This window comes from Spirillospora sp. CA-128828 (assembly GCF_050945415.1).
Lineage (GTDB): Bacteria > Actinomycetota > Actinomycetes > Streptosporangiales > Streptosporangiaceae > Spirillospora.
This window is the reverse complement of record NZ_CP191986.1, coordinates 2,881,519-2,898,080: the sequence shown is the minus strand read 5'-3', so window position 1 is coordinate 2,898,080 and position 16,562 is coordinate 2,881,519. Positions and strand designations below refer to the sequence as shown.

General features: G+C 72.3%; 11 protein-coding genes and 1 pseudogene. 9 read left to right on the top strand and 3 right to left on the bottom strand.

From position 1 onward, the window contains the following. Positions 1–24 precede the first annotated feature (24 nt). A complete protein-coding gene (locus ACQPXG_RS14480; RefSeq protein WP_433468185.1) occupies positions 25–4,692 on the top strand; it encodes an Lhr family helicase in 4,668 nt (1,555 codons plus the stop codon). 77 nt (positions 4,693–4,769) lie between these two features. On the opposite strand, the pseudogene ACQPXG_RS14475 reads toward ACQPXG_RS14480, so the two are convergent. Beyond that, a pseudogene (locus tag ACQPXG_RS14475) lies at positions 4,770–5,555 on the bottom strand (DMT family transporter); the annotation flags it as partial. 89 nt (positions 5,556–5,644) lie between these two features. On the opposite strand from ACQPXG_RS14475, the gene ACQPXG_RS14470 reads away from it, so the two are divergent. Next, positions 5,645–6,217: a TetR/AcrR family transcriptional regulator gene (locus tag ACQPXG_RS14470; protein WP_433468184.1), complete on the top strand. Its 573-nt coding sequence runs from the start codon at positions 5,645–5,647 to the stop codon at positions 6,215–6,217. On the opposite strand, the gene secA2 is transcribed toward ACQPXG_RS14470, so the two are convergent. Beyond that, entirely contained in the window at positions 6,198–8,543 is a 2,346-nt protein-coding gene (gene secA2 / locus ACQPXG_RS14465) for an accessory Sec system translocase SecA2 (protein ID WP_433468183.1), read from the bottom strand. The two genes, ACQPXG_RS14470 and secA2, sit on opposite strands and share 20 nt — an antisense overlap. Before the next feature lie 193 nt (positions 8,544–8,736). Between secA2 and ACQPXG_RS14460 the strand changes: the two genes are divergently transcribed. Next, positions 8,737–8,916 carry a hypothetical protein gene (locus ACQPXG_RS14460; protein ID WP_433468182.1) on the top strand — a complete coding sequence of 60 codons (180 nt, stop codon included), beginning with the start codon at positions 8,737–8,739 and terminating at the stop codon, positions 8,914–8,916. An 86-nt stretch (positions 8,917–9,002) separates the two neighbouring features. Here ACQPXG_RS14460 and ACQPXG_RS14455 read toward each other — a convergent pair whose 3' ends face one another. After that, positions 9,003–10,226: an ROK family transcriptional regulator gene (locus tag ACQPXG_RS14455; RefSeq protein WP_433468181.1), complete on the bottom strand. Its 1,224-nt coding sequence runs from the start codon at positions 10,224–10,226 to the stop codon at positions 9,003–9,005. Positions 10,227–10,479: 253 nt separating this feature from the next. On the opposite strand from ACQPXG_RS14455, the gene ACQPXG_RS14450 reads away from it, so the two are divergent. From ACQPXG_RS14450 to ACQPXG_RS14425, 6 genes are all read left to right on the top strand, one after another. Beyond that, positions 10,480–11,745 carry an extracellular solute-binding protein gene (locus tag ACQPXG_RS14450; protein ID WP_433468180.1) on the top strand — a complete coding sequence of 422 codons (1,266 nt, stop codon included), beginning with the start codon at positions 10,480–10,482 and terminating at the stop codon, positions 11,743–11,745. 22 nt (positions 11,746–11,767) lie between these two features. Further along, positions 11,768–12,739: a carbohydrate ABC transporter permease gene (locus ACQPXG_RS14445; RefSeq protein WP_433468179.1), complete on the top strand. Its 972-nt coding sequence runs from the start codon at positions 11,768–11,770 to the stop codon at positions 12,737–12,739. Beyond that, positions 12,736–13,578 (top strand): carbohydrate ABC transporter permease, encoded by an 843-nt coding sequence (locus ACQPXG_RS14440; RefSeq protein ID WP_433468178.1) that lies wholly within the window; start codon positions 12,736–12,738, stop codon positions 13,576–13,578. Before ACQPXG_RS14445 ends, ACQPXG_RS14440 begins: the two co-directional genes overlap by 4 nt. After that, entirely contained in the window at positions 13,575–15,041 is a 1,467-nt protein-coding gene (locus tag ACQPXG_RS14435; protein ID WP_433468177.1) for a glycoside hydrolase family 3 protein, read from the top strand. The genes ACQPXG_RS14440 and ACQPXG_RS14435 overlap by 4 nt, the downstream gene beginning before the upstream one ends. Before the next feature lie 105 nt (positions 15,042–15,146). Then, positions 15,147–15,611 (top strand): RrF2 family transcriptional regulator, encoded by a 465-nt coding sequence (locus ACQPXG_RS14430; RefSeq protein ID WP_433468176.1) that lies wholly within the window; start codon positions 15,147–15,149, stop codon positions 15,609–15,611. 55 nt (positions 15,612–15,666) lie between these two features. After that, positions 15,667–16,488, top strand: a complete 822-nt coding sequence (locus ACQPXG_RS14425; protein ID WP_433468175.1) for a DNA-formamidopyrimidine glycosylase family protein — start codon at positions 15,667–15,669, stop codon at positions 16,486–16,488. Positions 16,489–16,562: the final 74 nt, after the last annotated feature.

Sequence of the window (16,562 nt, the reverse complement as noted above, 5' to 3'; positions counted from 1 at the left end):
GGACCCGCGAGGCACTATGGCGCCATGGGCGGTGACGTGCTCGAACGATTCTCCCCGGCGACCCGCGCCTGGTTCACCGGGGCCTTCGCCGCGCCCACCCCCGCCCAGGCCGGGGCATGGGAGTCGATCGCCGGCGGTGAGAACACGCTCGTCGTGGCGCCGACCGGGTCCGGCAAGACCTTGGCGGCGTTCCTGTGGTCCCTCGACCGGCTCGCCACCGAGACCGCGCCCGAAGAGCCGCTGCGCCGCTGCCGCGTCCTGTACGTGTCACCGCTGAAGGCCCTCGCGGTGGACGTCGAGCGCAACCTTCGCGCTCCGCTGACCGGCATCCGCCATGCGGCGCGCCGCCTCGGCCTGCCCGAGCCTGGCGTCCGCGTCGGGATGCGCTCGGGCGACACCCCGGCCGACGAGCGCCGCCGGCTCGCCGTCAAACCGCCGGACATCTTGATCACGACGCCGGAGTCGCTGTTCCTGATCCTTACCTCGCGGGCGCGCGAGTCGCTGCGCGGCGTGGAGACCGTCATCGTGGACGAGGTGCACGCGGTGGCGGGCACGAAGCGCGGCGCGCACCTGGCGCTCTCCCTCGAACGGCTGGACGCGCTCCTCGACCGGCCCGCCCAGCGCATCGGCCTGTCGGCGACGGTCCGTCCCACCGGCGAGGTGGCGGCGTTCCTGGGCGGGCCGAGACCGGCCGCGGTCGTCCAGCCGCCTTCCGAGAAGGTCTTCGACCTCGACATCGTCGTCCCGGTGGAGGACATGGGCGAGGTCGGGCAGTTCGTGGACGACTCCGGGGCGCCCGATCCCCGCCAGCGCAGCATCTGGCCGCACGTCGAGGACCGCCTGCTCGACCTCATCCAGGCGCACCGTTCGACGCTGGTGTTCGCCAACTCCCGGCGCCTGGCCGAGAGACTGTGCGGACGGCTGAACGAACTCGCCTACGAACGCGCCACTGGTGATCCTCTGCCCGAAGACCACTCCCCCGCGGCGACGATGGCCCAGGCGGGTGCGGCCAGAGGCGCGCCTCTGGAAATCGCCAGGGCGCACCACGGTTCCGTCTCCAAGGAGGAACGGGCCGGCATCGAGAACGCTCTGAAGGAGGGCCGTCTCCCCGCGGTCGTGGCGACGTCCAGCCTGGAGCTGGGCATCGACATGGGCGCGGTCGACCTGGTCGTCCAGGTGGAGTCGCCGCCCTCCGTCGCCAACGGCCTCCAGCGTGTGGGGCGTGCCGGTCACCAGGTCGGCGCCGTGTCCAAGGGCGTCATCTTCCCCAAGTACCGGGGCGATCTCGTCCAGACGGCCGTGGTGGCCGAACGCATGCGCGGCGGCGAGATCGAGGAACTGCGGTACCCGCGCAATCCCCTCGACGTCCTCGCGCAGCAGATCGTCGCGATGGTCTCGATGGACGAGTGGACGGTCGACGACCTCGAATCCCTCGTCAAGCGCGCCGCCCCCTACGCCACGCTTCCCCGGTCCGCGCTGGAGGCGTCCCTCGACATGCTCGCCGGACGCTACCCCAGCGACGAGTTCGGCGAACTCCGCCCCCGCCTGGTCTGGGACCGCGTCACCGGCGTCCTGCGCGACCGTCCGGGAGCGCAACGCCTCGCCGTGACCAGCGGTGGGACGATCCCGGACCGCGGCCTGTTCGGCGTGTTCCTCGTCGGGGAGAAGGCGTCCCGTGTAGGAGAACTCGACGAGGAGATGGTCTACGAGTCCCGTGTGGGCGACGTGTTCGTCCTCGGCGCGAGCTCATGGCGCATCGAGGACATCACGCCGGACAGGGTGCTCGTCTCCCCCGCGCCCGGCCAGCCAGGCAAGCTGCCGTTCTGGCACGGCGACACCCTGGGGCGTCCGGCGGAGCTGGGACGCGCGCTCGGCTCGTTCACCCGCGAGCTGGCAAGCCTCCCCACGGAAGAGGCACAGCAACGCGTCACCACCGCCGGGCTGGACGCCTGGGCCTCCGTCAACCTGGTCTCGTACCTCAGCGAACAGAGGGAGGCCACCGGGCACGTCCCGGACGACCGCACGATGGTCATCGAACGGTTCCGCGACGAACTCGGTGACTGGCGCATGGTCGTCCACTCGCCGCTGGGCGCGCGCGTGCACGCGCCTTGGGCGCTCGCCATCGCGGGCCGCCTGCGCGAACGGTACGGCGTCGACGCGCAGGCCATGCACGCCGACGACGGCATCGTCATACGCATCCCCGACATGGACGAGCCGCCCGGCATCGACCTCGCCGTCTTCGACGCCGACGACATCGAGCGCATCGTCGTGGACGAGCTGGGCGGTTCGGCCCTGTTCGCCGCCCGGTTCCGCGAGTGCGCCGCACGCTCGCTGCTGCTCCCCCGTCGCCGCCCCGACAAGCGCATGCCGCTGTGGCAGCAACGCCAGCGCGCGGCACAACTCCTGGCCGTCGCGAGCAAGTACCCGTCGTTCCCGATCGTGCTGGAGACGATGCGCGAGTGCCTCCAGGACGTGTTCGACGTCCCCGGCCTGGTGCAGCTCATGCGCGACATGTCGGGACGCAAGGTTCGCATGGTCGAGGTGGAGACGCCCGAGCCGTCCCCCTACGCGCGTTCCCTGCTGTTCCACTACATCGGCGCGTTCATGTACGAGGGCGACTCCCCCATCGCCGAACGCCGCGCCCAGGCCCTCGCGCTCGACTCGGCGCTTCTCGCCGAACTGCTCGGCCAGGCCGACCTCCGCGAGCTGCTCGACCCGGACGCCGTCGCCGAGACCGAGCGCGAACTCCAGCGTCTCGCCGCCGACCGCCGCGCACGCGACATGGAAGGCGCCGCCGACCTCCTCCGCGCCCTGGGTCCCCTGACGACGGCGGAGGTGGCCGAACGCACCCTCCCCACCGACACCGAACCGCCCGGCCGTCCTGACGCCGCCGACCGCGGCCTTGCCGAGCCGGACGCCGCAGTCGACGCGCAGGCGGGGACTCCTGTTCCCGGCGGGCTGCTCGTGCGGGTTTCGCGGTGGCTGGCGGAGTTGGAGGCGACCCGGCGGGCGATCCGGGTGCGGATCGCCGGGGAGGAGCGGTGGGCCGCGATCGAAGACGCCGGGCGGCTCCGCGACGCACTCGGCGCACCGCTGCCCGTCGGCGTCCCGGAGGCGTTCCTGGAGCCCGTGGACGACCCGCTCGGCGACCTGGTCTCCCGGTACGCGCGCACGCACGGGCCGTTCCGGGCCGGCGAGCCGGCCGCCCGGTTCGGGCTGGGCGTCGCCGTGGTGGTCGAGACCCTGCGCCGGCTGGCCGGCGCGGGGCGGGTGGTCGAGGGCGAGTTCCTGCCCGTCGAGGCCGTGGCGGGACCGCTGACGACCGAATGGTGCGACACCGGAGTGCTGCGGACGCTGCGGCGCCGTTCTCTCGCGCGCCTCCGCGCCGAGGTGGAACCGTCGCCGCCCGAGTCGCTCGGCCGTTTCCTGCCGGTCTGGCACGGCATCTCGGGCGGGTCGCGGCTGCGGGGCATCGACGCGCTCGTCCAGGCGATCGAGCAGCTCCAGGGCGCGGCCGTCCCGGCGTCGGCGCTGGAGTCGCTGGTCCTGCCGTCGCGGGTGCACGGCTACACCCCGGCCATGCTGGACGAGCTGACGTCCGCGGGCGAGGTCGTGTGGGCGGGCCAGGGCGGGCTTCCAGGCGGTGACGGCTGGGTGGCGCTGTTCCTGGCCGACACCGCGCCGCTCCTCATGCCGGAACCCGCGGAGATCACGCTGACGCCCGTCCACCAGGCCGTCCTGGATTCCCTCGGCGACGGCGGCGCGCTGTTCTTCCGGACGCTGTCCGACCGCGTGAACAAGACCGTCACCGCCAATGACGCCGACCTCGTCACCGCCGTGTGGGACCTCGTCTGGGCCGGGCACCTCACCAACGACACGATGGCTCCGCTGAGGGCCGCGCTGGGTTCCGGCCGTCCGACGCACCGTTCCCGGACGACACGCCGCGGGCGTCCCGTCCTGCCGTCCCGGACGGGTCCGCCCACGGTCGCCGGACGATGGTGGCCGCTCCCGGAACGGGAATCCACGGCGACCCTGCGTTCACACGCTCTCGCAGAGGCGCTTCTGGAGCGGTACGGCATCGTCATACGCGGCGCCGTCGCGGCCGAACGCACCCCGGGCGGTTTCTCCGCCGTGTACCCGGTCCTGCGCGCGTTCGAGGAGACCGGCCGGTGCAGACGCGGCTACTTCGTCGAGGGTCTGGGGGCGGCGCAGTTCGCGCTACCGGGCGCCGTCGACCGGCTCCGCGCGCTCCGTCCGGCCCCGGCCACGGTCCCTGACGACATCTCGGCGCTCTGGGAGGCGCCGCGCAAGCCCGACGTCCGCGCACTCGTCCTGGCGGCCGCCGACCCGGCCAACCCGTACGGCGCGGCCCTGCCCTGGCCGGAACGCGATGACGAGGTGGCCAGCGGCCACAAACCCGGCCGCAAGGCGGGCGCGCTCGTGGTGCTGGTCGAGGGGCGCCTCGTCCTCTACGTCGAGCGCGGCGGCCGAACGCTCCTGACCTGGGACGACGACAGCGACGTCCTGCGTCCGGCCGTGGACGCGCTGGCCCTCGCCGTCCGCGAGGGCGCACTCGGCAAGCTGACCGTCGAACGCGCCGACGGCGCGGCGATCAACGACTCCCCGCTGGCGGCGGCGCTGGAGGCGGCCGGCTTCCACCCGACCCCCCGCGGCCTCCGCCTCCGCTCCTGACCGCCCGGGGTACGGAGGGCCACCGTCACGGCGACTGCGCACACCACGACGCCCAGCAGCGAGGGCGGGGTGAGCGTGCTGCCGAACATCAGCCAGCCCCACAGCATCGTCGCGGGCGGCGTGAGGTACAGCAGGGCCGACACCCGGGCGACACCCGTCCGCCGGACGTTAAGCCAGTACAGCCCGTATCCGCCGAACATCGCCGGCACGATCAGGATGCCGATGGCCGTCCAGAACACGAGGTCACCGGGCGGGACGAGGGAGCCGTCCACACCGGCGAGGCCCGAGAACAGCACGGCGCTGACACCCGCCTGGACGGCCAGGGCCTCCGGAAGATCCGCCGAGGGCCGGGTGCGCCGTTCCAGCAGCGTCGCCCCGACGAGCGAGAGCATCGCGGCGAACGGCAGCGCGTACGCCCAGGCCGGGGCGCCTCCGTCCAGGTCGCCGCCGACGACGAGCGCGACCCCGCCGAGCCCGGCGACGAACCCGGCGAACTGCCGGCGGCCGACCGACTCCCCCAGCACGGGCACGGCGAGCGTGACCGCGACGAGCGGCTGCAACGCGGTGATGAGGCTGTTGATCCCCTCGACGACGCCGTACTCGGCGGCGAGGAACACACCGTAGAGGTAGCCGACCTGGCCGAGCGTCCCGATGAGGGCGTGCAGGGCAAGGTCGCGCGGCGGGATCCGGCGCCGCCGCCAGGCCAGCCACACGCCGAGCGCGGCCGCGCCGATGATGAACCGCCAGGCGAGCAGCGCGCTCGCGGGCGCGGCCCGGGTACCGAGTTCCGCACCGATGAATCCCGAACTCCAGGTGAGGACGAACGCGGCGCCCAGCAGGGCGTCCGAAGGGCGGGTCCGCAAGGCAGCTCCCTAACTATACATACCGGTATAGCAACAGACTATCTATACCGGTATGTATACTGGCGGTCTACCTGCGAGAGGAGGCCTCGATGTCCGTCAAGGACCGTCCGCTGACGCCCGCCGCACGGCGGGTGCTCCAGGTCGCGAGCGAGCTGTTCTACGAGCGCGGCGTCGGCTCCGTCGGCATGGAGCTGATCGCCGCCGAGGCCGGGGTCACCAAGAAGACCGTCTACGACCGGTTCGGCTCCAAGGACGCCCTGATCCTGGCCTACCTGCGTGCCCGCGACGAACGCTGGCGCGACTTCATGACCGACGGGATCGCCGAGGTCGCCGACCCGCGCGAGTGCGTGCTCGCCACGTTCGACGTTCTCGGCGAATGGCTGGCCACCGAGTCGGGGCGCGGCTGCTCGATGGTGAACGCCTGCGCCGAACTGCCCGACCCGTCCCACCCGGTCCACAAGGTCGCCGCCGAACAGAAGGGGTGGGTGAGGGCCCTCTACGCGGACCTGGTGGACGACGGCACGCTGGCCGACCAGCTCCTCATCCTGCACGAGGGCGCGGTCGTCGCCTTCAGCGTGGGCGGTATCGGCGACGCCACCGCGAAGGCCCGCGCCGCCGCCGACGCGATCCTGCCCAAGCCGGTCAGCGCCGGCGGCCCTTGAACATGTTGATCAGGCCGCGCAGGGCCCGTTCGTCCAGGGACCCGAACGGGTTGTCGTGGACGAGGTAGGTCCAGGTCGCCGACGGGCGCTTCAGTCCGGCGGAATCGAGGTCGATGCCGTCCTCGGACGCCGTGAGCGCCTCGAACGCGGCCACCGACCGTTTCCGCACGTCCGCGAGGAGGCGCTTGCCCGCCGGGACCGCCTCCCGGTGGAACTCGGTCAGCGGGTCGAGGCCCCGGCCGAGCGACCGCAGGTGGATGCCCTCCCGCAGGTCGGCGAGATAGGCGAGGTGCTCGGCCCAGCAGCGGTCCAGCTGGTACAGGACGATCTGGCGCGCCGCGCCGGCCACCGCCTCAGCCCCGGCGATCTTGGTCAGCTCGGCATGCCGGTCCGGGGCCGAGGCCGTCATGGCCCGGTCGGCGGCGTCGCCCCGCAGGACGGCGTCGCGCTCGGCGAGCAGTTCCCGCCGCTGCAGCCCGATGAGGTGGTTGTACCGCCACGTGTTGCGGTGCAGTTCGAAGTCGACGCCCTCCGCGACGCGCTGGGCGTGACCGACGATCCAGTGCGCGCCCTTGTCGGTGACGCGCCCGTCGTCGTCCGACGACGTCTTGCCCTTTTCCTGCAAGGAGTTCTCGTCCGGGGCGTAACGGGTGACGAGGTCGTCCTGGAGGCTCGTGAAGAAGACCGAGCCGCCGGGGTCTCCCTGGCGGCCCGCGCGCCCTCTGAGCTGGTCGTCCAGGCGGCTGCTGTGATAGCGGCCCGTCCCGATGACCAGCAGGCCGCCGGCGGCCGCCACCCGGTCGTGGTCGGTGCCCTCCGCCTCGGCCGGGGCGGTGCCCGGCGCGGCGGAGGGGCTGCCGCCGAGGCGGATGTCCGTCCCGCGCCCGGCCATCTGCGTGGAGACGGTGATCGCGCCGAGCGCCCCCGCCTCAGCGATGATCGCTGCCTCCTCGGCGTCGTTCTTGGCGTTGAGGACGACCGGCTCCAGCCCGGTGCGGGCGAGGCGCCGCGCGAGCCGCTCGGACTCGGCGACGTCGCCGGTTCCGACCAGCACCGGCCGCCCGGCGGCGTGCGCGGCGGCGATCTCCTCGACGATCGCGACCTCCTTGTCGACGGTGGTCGCGAACAGGCGGTCGGGCTCGTCCTCGCGCACGCGCGGCCGGTTCGGCGGGACGACGGCGATCTCCAGCGAGTAGAACTTCGTGAGCTGTGCCGCGACGGCCATCGCCGTGCCGGTCATGCCGCACCGGACGGGATAGCGCCCGATCAGCTCCTGGACCGTGATCGAGTCGAGGATCTCGCCGCTCGGGGACGCGTCGAGGGCCTCCTTCGCCTCGACCGCCGCCTGCAGGCCGTCCGGCCAGCGCTGCAGCATGGCGACCCGGCCCCGCGACCCGCTGATCAGCTTCACCGCGCCGTCCCGGACGATGTAGTCGACGTCGCGGTGCAGCAGGACCTCGGCGTGCAGGGCGACGTTCACCGCCGTGAGGACGCCGAGCCGTTCGGGCGCGTACAGGTCGACCCCGAGGACGCGTTCGACCTCCCGGGATCCGGCGGAGGTGAGCTGGACGTTCCGTGCCTCGTCGTCGGTGGTGTAGTGCAGCCCGGGGCGCAGCCGCCGCACCAGGTCGGCGTACTGGGGATCGGCGGCGTCGAGGTCGGCGGCGCCCGCGAGGACGAGCGGGACCATGGCCTCGTCCACCAGCACCGAGTCGGCCTCGTCGATCAACGCGACGGACGGCTCGGGCAGCACGAGATCGGCGGCGTCGGTGACGAGCCGGTCCCGGAGCAGGTCGAAGCCGACCTCGCTGACCGGCGCGTACGTCACGTCTGCGCGGTAGGCGGAGCGCCGCTCATCGGGCGTGGACGACTGGCCGACCCAGCCGGCCGAGACCCCGAGCATCGCGTACAGCGGGCCCATCCACTCGGCGTCGCGGCGCGCCAGGTAGTCGTTGACCGACATCACGTGGACCCGGCGGCCGCGCAGCGCGTATCCGGCCGCCGCCAGGGCCCCGGACAGGGTCTTGCCCTCGCCGGTGGCCATCTCCGCGACGTGCCCGGACAGCAGCGCGAGCGTCCCGACGAGCTGGACGTCGAAGGGCCGCTCCCCCAGCGTCCGCCGGGCGGCCTCCCGGCCGAGCGCGCACAGCTCCGCCAGGTCCTCCGTCTCGCGGAGGGCGGACGCGGCCTCGGTCAGCTCCGTGTCCGGCAGCTGCCGGACACGGGACTCGCGCGCCCCCGCCTCGTCCACCACGGCACGGAACTGCGCCAGGTCGACGCTGCCCGGCTTCTGGACGAGGCGGCGCAGCCGGTCACGCAGCGCCATGGCGTCCCCTCGTTTCGTCGCTCACGGTATCCCCCAACGGGCTGATACGAGACTGCGTTCCCCATGATCCCAGCGCGCACCCCAGGGGACCTCAGGGACGGCCTCCGCTGTTGGTCTGACCTCGATCTCATTCCTCGGACGGATCCCCTCGCCCCCCTTCCTTTGAGAGCATGAGTGCCTCACGGGGTTTGCGGTGACCAAAGGGGAAAGCGTCACCGCGGAACGGGGTTTCGCCATGACACCTACGGCACGGAAGGCCGCCGCACTCCGGCGCAAGCGCCAGATCATCAGCCAGACCGTCATCGACCGCGCGCTCAACGACCCGCGGCGCCGCCCACAGCAGGTCGCCGTCGCGGTTTCCGCCGCGAAGTGACACGCACGAGGAACGCGCCGCCAGGCGAACACTGAGCGCCCCCGCCGCCAGGCGGGGGCGCTCGGTGTTTCTGCGGACGCGCCTTCCTACAACGCCCCCGCGGCCGAGAAGACGTCGTCGCGGGCCTGCTCCAGCGCCGCGTACAGGGCGCCGCGCAGGACGGGGTTGCCCGTCACCCCGGTCACGGCGACGGAGGGACGGGTCGGGCTGATCCGGCCGACGATCTCCTCGATGCGAGTGGCGAGGGGCAGCCCGCCGGCCCGGCCGAGATTGCCCGACAGGACCACGAGCCCGGGGTCCAGGACGATGTTGACCGAGGTGACGCCGTAGGAGATCCGGTTGGCGAGTTCGTCGAGGAACGCGCCGCCGCGGGTCTCGTCGGCGGCGGCCGCGCGGACGCAGTCCACGGCGGTCGGCTCGGCGACGCCGTACTCGTGCGCGAGCGCGCGGACGGCGTCCGCGCCCACGAGGGCCCCGTAGCCGCCGGCGAGGGTGGGCGTCCCCCAGGTCATCGAGTCGGTCACGCCCTCGTCCGCCGGCCCGCGGCGGGCGGCTCCGAGCGGCAGCGGCGCGCCCGGGACGGGCAGGTAGCCGATCTCGCCGGCGCCGCCCCAGCGGCCGCGGTGCAGCCGGCCGCCCAGCATCACCGACAGGCCCATGCCGCGGTCCAGCCACATCAGGGCGAAGTCGTCGGCGTCGCGCGCGGCCCCGTACGCCCGTTCGGCGATGGCGGCGAGGTTGACGTCGTTCTCGATGGTGACGGGACGGCGCAGGTCCGTGCGCAGCGCGGCGAGGACGCCCTCGTGCCAGGCGGGCAGGTCGAAGGAGAACTGGACGTCGCCGGAGCGGGGGTCGACCACACCGGGCGTCCCGATGACGAACGCGCTCAGCCTCGACACGGCGACCTTGGCCGAGCGGCACGCCTTGGCGACGGCGCTGTGCACCATCTTCACGGGGTCGTCGGCGCCGTTCGGGTCCACCGTGACCTGGGCGACGATGTGCCCGGTGATGTCGGCGACGCCGGCCGTGACCCCGTCCGGCCCGACCTCCAGGCCGGCGACGTAGGCGCTGGACGGGACGACCGCATAGAGTGCGGCGTTCGGGCCTCGTCCACCCGCCTGTTCCCCGACGACCGACACGAGCCCGCGTTCCTCCAGCCTGGACAGCAACTGGGACGCGGTCACCTTCGACAACCCGGTGTGCTCGCCGATCTGGGCGCGGGTCAGCGGACCCTGCTCGACGAGCAGGTCCAGTGCCGCGCGGTCGTTGAGCTCACGCAGCAGCCTCGGCGTTCCCGGGCGTCTTGCCATCCTGGCACCCCTGATGTCTCAATCCGCTAACGAGCAGTTTTGTTTAGGAAAGTTTCTTGTTAGTTTACGCCCAAGCGCCGACCGGTCCGGTACCCCGGGCCGGGGGCGCGCGCAGAGCGCGGACTGGCGAGCAGGGCGCCCGCGATCGATGCGAACGCGAGTGGGGCATGGCCAGGACCTTAAAGGGTCCCACCGGCTCCACTCGCATCGCAGGCCACAAGGCCGCGCGAGGCGATGCCGGAAAGGATCCCCAGTGAGGTACATCAAGATTGCGGCCGCCGCGGCCGCGATCGCCCTGGCCGCCACGGCCTGCGGCGGCGACAAGAAGGACGACGCGGGCGCCGGAAAGGACCCGGCGCAGCTCAAGGTCTGGATGATGGGCGACGGGACACCGGAGCAGACGAAGTTCCTCGACGGCGTCGAGACCGAGTTCAAGCAGAAGCACCCGAACACCGACGTCCAGATCAAGTACGTGCCCTGGCCGCAGGTCGCCACCACGTTCCAGAAGGCCGCGGCCGGCGGCGAGGGCCCCGACGTCACCGAGCTCGGCAACACCGACGTCCAGTCGCACATCGAGCAGGGCAGCCTGGCCGACATCACCGGAGAGTTCGGGGGCTGGGCCGACGGCAAGACCCTGAACAAGACGGCGCTCGCCAACGACCAGGCGGACGGGAAGACCTACGCGGTGCCGTGGTACGGCGGCGTCCGCGGCGTCTGGTACCGGACGGACTGGTTCCAGGACCTCGGCATCCAGCAGCCGAAGACGTGGGCCGACCTCACCGCCGCGGCGAAGAAGGTGCAGGACGCCAAGAAGGTGCCGGGCATCGGCATCCCGAGCGACCAGACCAACGCGCTGCTCAGCTTCATCTGGGGCAACGGCGGCGACGTGGCCTCCAAGCAGGGCGACGAGTGGAAGGGTTCACTCGACCAGCCGCAGGCGATCGAGGCGGTCAAGTACTACGCGGGCCTCGTCACCACGGACAAGGTCGCGCCCGAGAAGTACGTCGGCAAGAACGAACTGGAGGGCCCGCAGCGCGACTTCGCCCTCGGCAAGCTCGGCATGTACATCGACGGCAGCTGGGCGCTCAAGGAGATGAAGAAGGTCTCGGAGAAGAACGCCGGCAAGTGGGGCGTCTTCCCGATCCCGAGCAAGACCGGCGGCAACGCCCCGGTCATGGCGGGCGGCTCCGACCTCGCCGTCTGGAACGACAGCAAGGCCAAGGACGCGGCCTTCGACTACATCACCGTCCTGAACAACGCCAAGAACGCCAAGGGCTGGGCCGACTACAGCGGCTTCTCGTCCATGCGGTCGGACGTGACGTTCTCCGACCCGAAGCTGGAGATCTTCACCCAGATCGCCGGCAATACCAAGTTCCCGCCGATCAGCGCCGGCTGGGGCGAGTTCGAGCAGGCCAAGAAGGTGCTGCCGAACACGGTCAAGGCGATCATGCAGGGCAAGTCCGCCGAGGAGGAGATGAAGAAGGCGAACGGCCAGGCCAACACCCTGCTGAACCCGTAGTACCCGGCTGATCGGAACGCCCATGCTCGACACCGCCCCCGCGGTGCGGAAAGCGCCCGGCCGGAGGTCCTCCGGCCGGGCGCGGCCCCGCCGCCGGCCCCGCCTCGGGCCCTACCTGCTGATCGCGCCGACCGTGCTCGTGATCGCCGTCCTGATGTTCTGGCCGATGATCCAGATCGGGATCATGTCGTTCCAGAAGGTCGGCAACCGCCAGCTGCGCGGCGAGCCGGCCGAGTCGGTCGGGACCGAGAACTTCGACAAGATCTTCAACGACCCGTTCTTCTGGCAGACCCTCCGGCACACGGTGCTGTTCGCCGTCGTCGCGGTGACCCTGACCCTGGTCCTCGGGACGCTGGTGGGGCTGCTGCTCAACAAGCTCGGCAAGAAGATGTCGGGCTTCGTCGCCGGCGGCGTGATGGTCGCCTGGGCGACCCCGCCCGTCACCGCCGCGATCATCTTCAGCTGGCTGTTCGGCACCACGGGCGGGCTCGTCAACTGGTGCCTGGACCTGCTGCCCGACTTCCTCGTGGGGGGCGGCTGGAGCGACTACAACTGGTTCGCGACGCCGCTGTCCACCTACACCGTCCTCACCGTGTGCGTCGTCTGGCAGGCGTGCCCGTTCGTCGCCGTGTCCGTGCTGGCCGGGCTGAAGAGCGTCCCGGGCGAGCTGTACGAGGCGGCCCGCGTGGACGGCTCGGGCGCGTGGCGGACCTTCTGGAGCCTCACCTACCCGATGCTCAAGCCGATCTTCCTGGTGCTGATCGTCATGTCGATCATCTGGGACTTCAAGGTCTTCACGCAGCTGTTCATCATGGCCGGGATGGCCAACCGCGACGCGTTCAACCTGTCGCTCTACGGCTACTCCGAGGCGTTCGGCTCGCTGAATCCGAAGCTCGGCATGGGCTCGGCCATCGCGCTCGTGCTGACCCTCATCCTGCTCGTCGTCACCGCCCTGTACGTGCGGGTCATGGTCCGGCAGGGGGAAACGAGATGAAGCGCTCACTGCCGCGCAGGCTGCTGCTGAACGGGACGGGGCTGCTCGTCTTCGTGATCGCGGTCTTCCCCGTCTTCTGGATGGCGTCCACCGCGTTCAAGCCCAACAACGAGATCTTCAGCACGACGCCGAAGCCGCTGCCCTCGCATCCGACGCTGGCGCACTTCGACCTGGTGCTGAACGGCGGCATCGCCGAGGTCTCCTTCTGGGAGTACTTCCGCAACAGCGCGATCCTGGCGCTCGTCACCGTGCTGGCGTCCGGGCTGCTCGCGCTGATGGCCGCGACCGCCGTGGCCCGCTTCCGGTTCCGGTTCCGCACCACGTTCCTGATCATGCTGCTGGTGGTGCAGATGGTGCCGTGCGAGGCGCTGGTCATCCCGCTGTTCCTCGACCTGAAGAAGCTCGACCTGCTGAACAGCATGGCCGGTCTCGCGATCGTCTACATCGGCTTCGCGGTGCCGTTCGCCATCTGGATGCTGCGCGGGTTCGTCGCCGCGGTGCCGCGCGAGCTGGAGGAGGCCGCCGCCATCGACGGCGCCGGCCCGGTCCGGACGTTCTTCCGGGTCATGCTCCCGCTCGTCGCGCCCGGACTGGTGGCGACCAGCATCTTCTCCTTCATCACCGCCTGGAACGAGTTCATCTTCGCGTTCACGTTCCTCGACGACCAGAACAAGTACACCCTGCCGATCATGCTGCAGTTCTTCTTCGGCCGCAGCGGCAACGCCTGGGGGCCCATCATGGCAGCGTCCACGCTGCTCACCATTCCCGTCATCGCCTTCTTCCTGCTGGTCCAGCGCCGCATGGTGTCCGGCCTCACCGCCGGGGCGGTGAAGGGGTGACGACCAACGACATCGCGACCACGGCGGAGATCGCCCGGCTGGCGCGCGGCACGCTGCTCCCGTCCTTCCCGGGGGCGACCGCGCCGCGCTGGCTGCTGGACGAACTGGAGGCCGGCCTCGGCGGCGTCACGCTGTTCGCCCTCACCGGCAACGTGCCGAGCGCGGAGGCGCTGGCCGCGCTCACCGCGCAGATGCGCAAGGCCGGCGACCCGTTCGTCGCGATCGACGAGGAGGGCGGCGACGTCACCCGGCTCGGCGGCCACCGGGCCGGCAGCCCCTACCCGGGCAACGCCGCGCTCGGCGCCGTGGACGACCCGGAGCTGACCCGGCGGATCTACCGGTCGCTCGGCGCCGAGCTGGCCGAGGTCGGGGTGAACGTCAACTTCGCGCCGTCGGTGGACGTCAACACCGCCGACGACAACCCGGTCATCGGGACCCGCTCGTTCGGCTCCGACCCCGGGCTCGTCGCGCGGCACGCCGCCGCGTCCGTCACCGGCACGCAGGAGGCGGGCGTCGCCGCCTGCGCGAAGCACTTCCCCGGCCACGGCGCGACGGTGGAGGACTCCCATCTGGCCATCCCGCTCGTCGACGCCGACCTGGGCCTGCTCGACCGCCGCGAGCTGGTCCCGTTCCGGGCGGCGATCGAGGCCGGCACCCGGGCGGTGATGACCGGGCACCTCAACCTGCCCGCGATCACCCGCGGGGTGCCCGCCACCCTGTCCCCCGACGCGATCACCGGCCTGCTCCGCGAACGGCTCGGCTACCGGGGCGTGGTCGTCACCGACGCGCTCGACATGGAGGGGGCGAGCGGCGCGATCGGCATCCCGGAGGCGTCCGTGCGGGCCCTCATCGCGGGCGCCGACCTGCTGTGCCTCGGCCCCCGCGAGCACGCCGAGACCGTGGCGGCGACGCTCGCCGCGATCGACGAGGCCGTCCGGACCGGGCGGCTCCCGCTCGCCCGGCTGGCGGCCGCGGCGGAGCGCACCGCGCGGCTCCGGGAGTGGCTCGCCGGACGCAGCCCCGGCGTCGTCGACCGTGCCGCCGGCCTGGCGGCGGCCCGCCGCGCCGTCCGGGTCACGGGAGCGCTCCCAGGTTGGGACCGGCCGCCGCTGGTCGTCGAGACCGAGTCGCCCGGCAACATCGCGGTCGGCCCGACGCCGTGGGGTCTGCACCCGTGGGCGCCGGACACCGTCCGGACCGACGGCGCGGACGGGACGGCGGACGGTGTCCTGGACCGTGCCAAGGGACGCGGCCTGATCGTCGTCCTGCGGGACGCGCACCGCCACGCCGGCCAGCGCGCCCTCACCACGGCGCTGCTCACGGCCCGTCCCGACACCGTCGTGGTGGAGATGGGCCTGCCCGTCTGGCGCCCCGGCTCGGCCGTCTACCTGGCCACCTATGGCGCCGCCGCCGCCAACGCCCAGGCCGCCGCGGAGATCCTGGGGCTCACCTCCGCCGGCTGACCGGCCCGCGGCGCGCCCGCCGGATTCAGAGCCCGGTTCCGGCGGGCGCGCCGCGCTCACGTGCGAAGAACCCGAGTGGTCCGATCGGCAAGGGATAATGCTTACATGCGATTGTCCGCCCGGGTCGACTACGCGCTACGTGCCGCCGCCGAACTGGCTGTCGCCGGGAATCATCCGGTGACCGCGGTGCAGCTCGCCGAGGCGCAACAGATTCCGCCCAAATTCCTCGAGAACATCCTCGGCCAGCTGCGCCGGTCCGGGCTCGTCCGGAGCCAGCGGGGACCCGAGGGCGGCTACTGGCTGGCGCGTCCGGCCGAGAAGATCTCGCTGGCCGACATCATCCGCGCCATCGACGGTCCGCTGCTCGGCGTGCGGGGCGAACGGCCCGAGCACGTGGGGTACGAGGGGCCGGCGCGTTCGCTGCAGGAGGTGTGGATCGCGCTGCGCGCCAGTGAGCGCTCGATCCTGGAGCAGGTCACGCTCGCGCACATCTCCGCCGGGGAGCTGCCCGAGCCCGTCCGCAAGCTGACCGAGGACCCGTCCGCCTGGGAGAGCCCCTCGTTCATCTGAGCCTTTCGGGCGGTCGCCCGGCTTGCGGGGGCCGCCCCCGGAGGAGACGGACCTCATGCCGGAAGGGGATGTCGTCTGGCTGACCGCGCGGCGCCTTCGTGAGGCGCTCGCGGGGCGGACGCTGACGCGTTCCGACTTCCGCGTCCCGCGGCTCGCCACCGCCGACCTTCGCGGGCGGACCGTCCTGGACGTGGTATCGCGCGGCAAGCACCTCCTTGTGCGCGTCGAGGGCGGCCTGACCATCCACACGCATCTCCTGATGGAGGGGCGCTGGCAGGTCGGCCGGGCGGGGCCCGTGCCTCGCGACCATCGGGTGCGGCTCGTCCTGGCCAACGCGGAGTGGCAGGCGGTCGGTCATTCGCTCGGCCTGGTCGAACTGTTGCGCACCGCCGAGGAGGAGAAGGCCGTCGGGCATCTCGGGCCCGATCTGCTGTCGCCGTCGTGGGGCGGCGAACTGGCGGCCGAGGCCGTCGCGCGGCTGGGCGAGGAGCCGGGGCGGGCGATCGGCGAGGCGCTGCTCGACCAGACGCGGCTCGCGGGGATCGGCAACGTCTACAAGGCCGAGGTTCTCTTCCTGCGGGGCGTGAACCCGTGGACGCCAGTCCGGGACGTCCCCGACCTGCGCGGACTCGTGGAGCTTTCTCACCGGCTCCTGGACGCCAACAAGGCGAGGCACGGCCACATCACCACCGGCGAGCCGGGGCGCGGCCGGGAGCACTGGGTGTACGGGCGGGCGGGCCACCCCTGCCGCCGCTGCGGAACTCGGATAGAACGAGCAGGCCAGGCGTCCCGAGCCGGAGAGCGCAGCACCTACTGGTGCCCCCACTGCCAGCCCGCCCGTGGGGAGACGACTCCCACACCGCCCGCTGGAGCATGACCGGTCGGCGCCCGCCCGGCTCCCCCGGGTCGCCGGGCGGGTCGCCGCCTTGCCGGGTCGCCGGATCCTGCGCC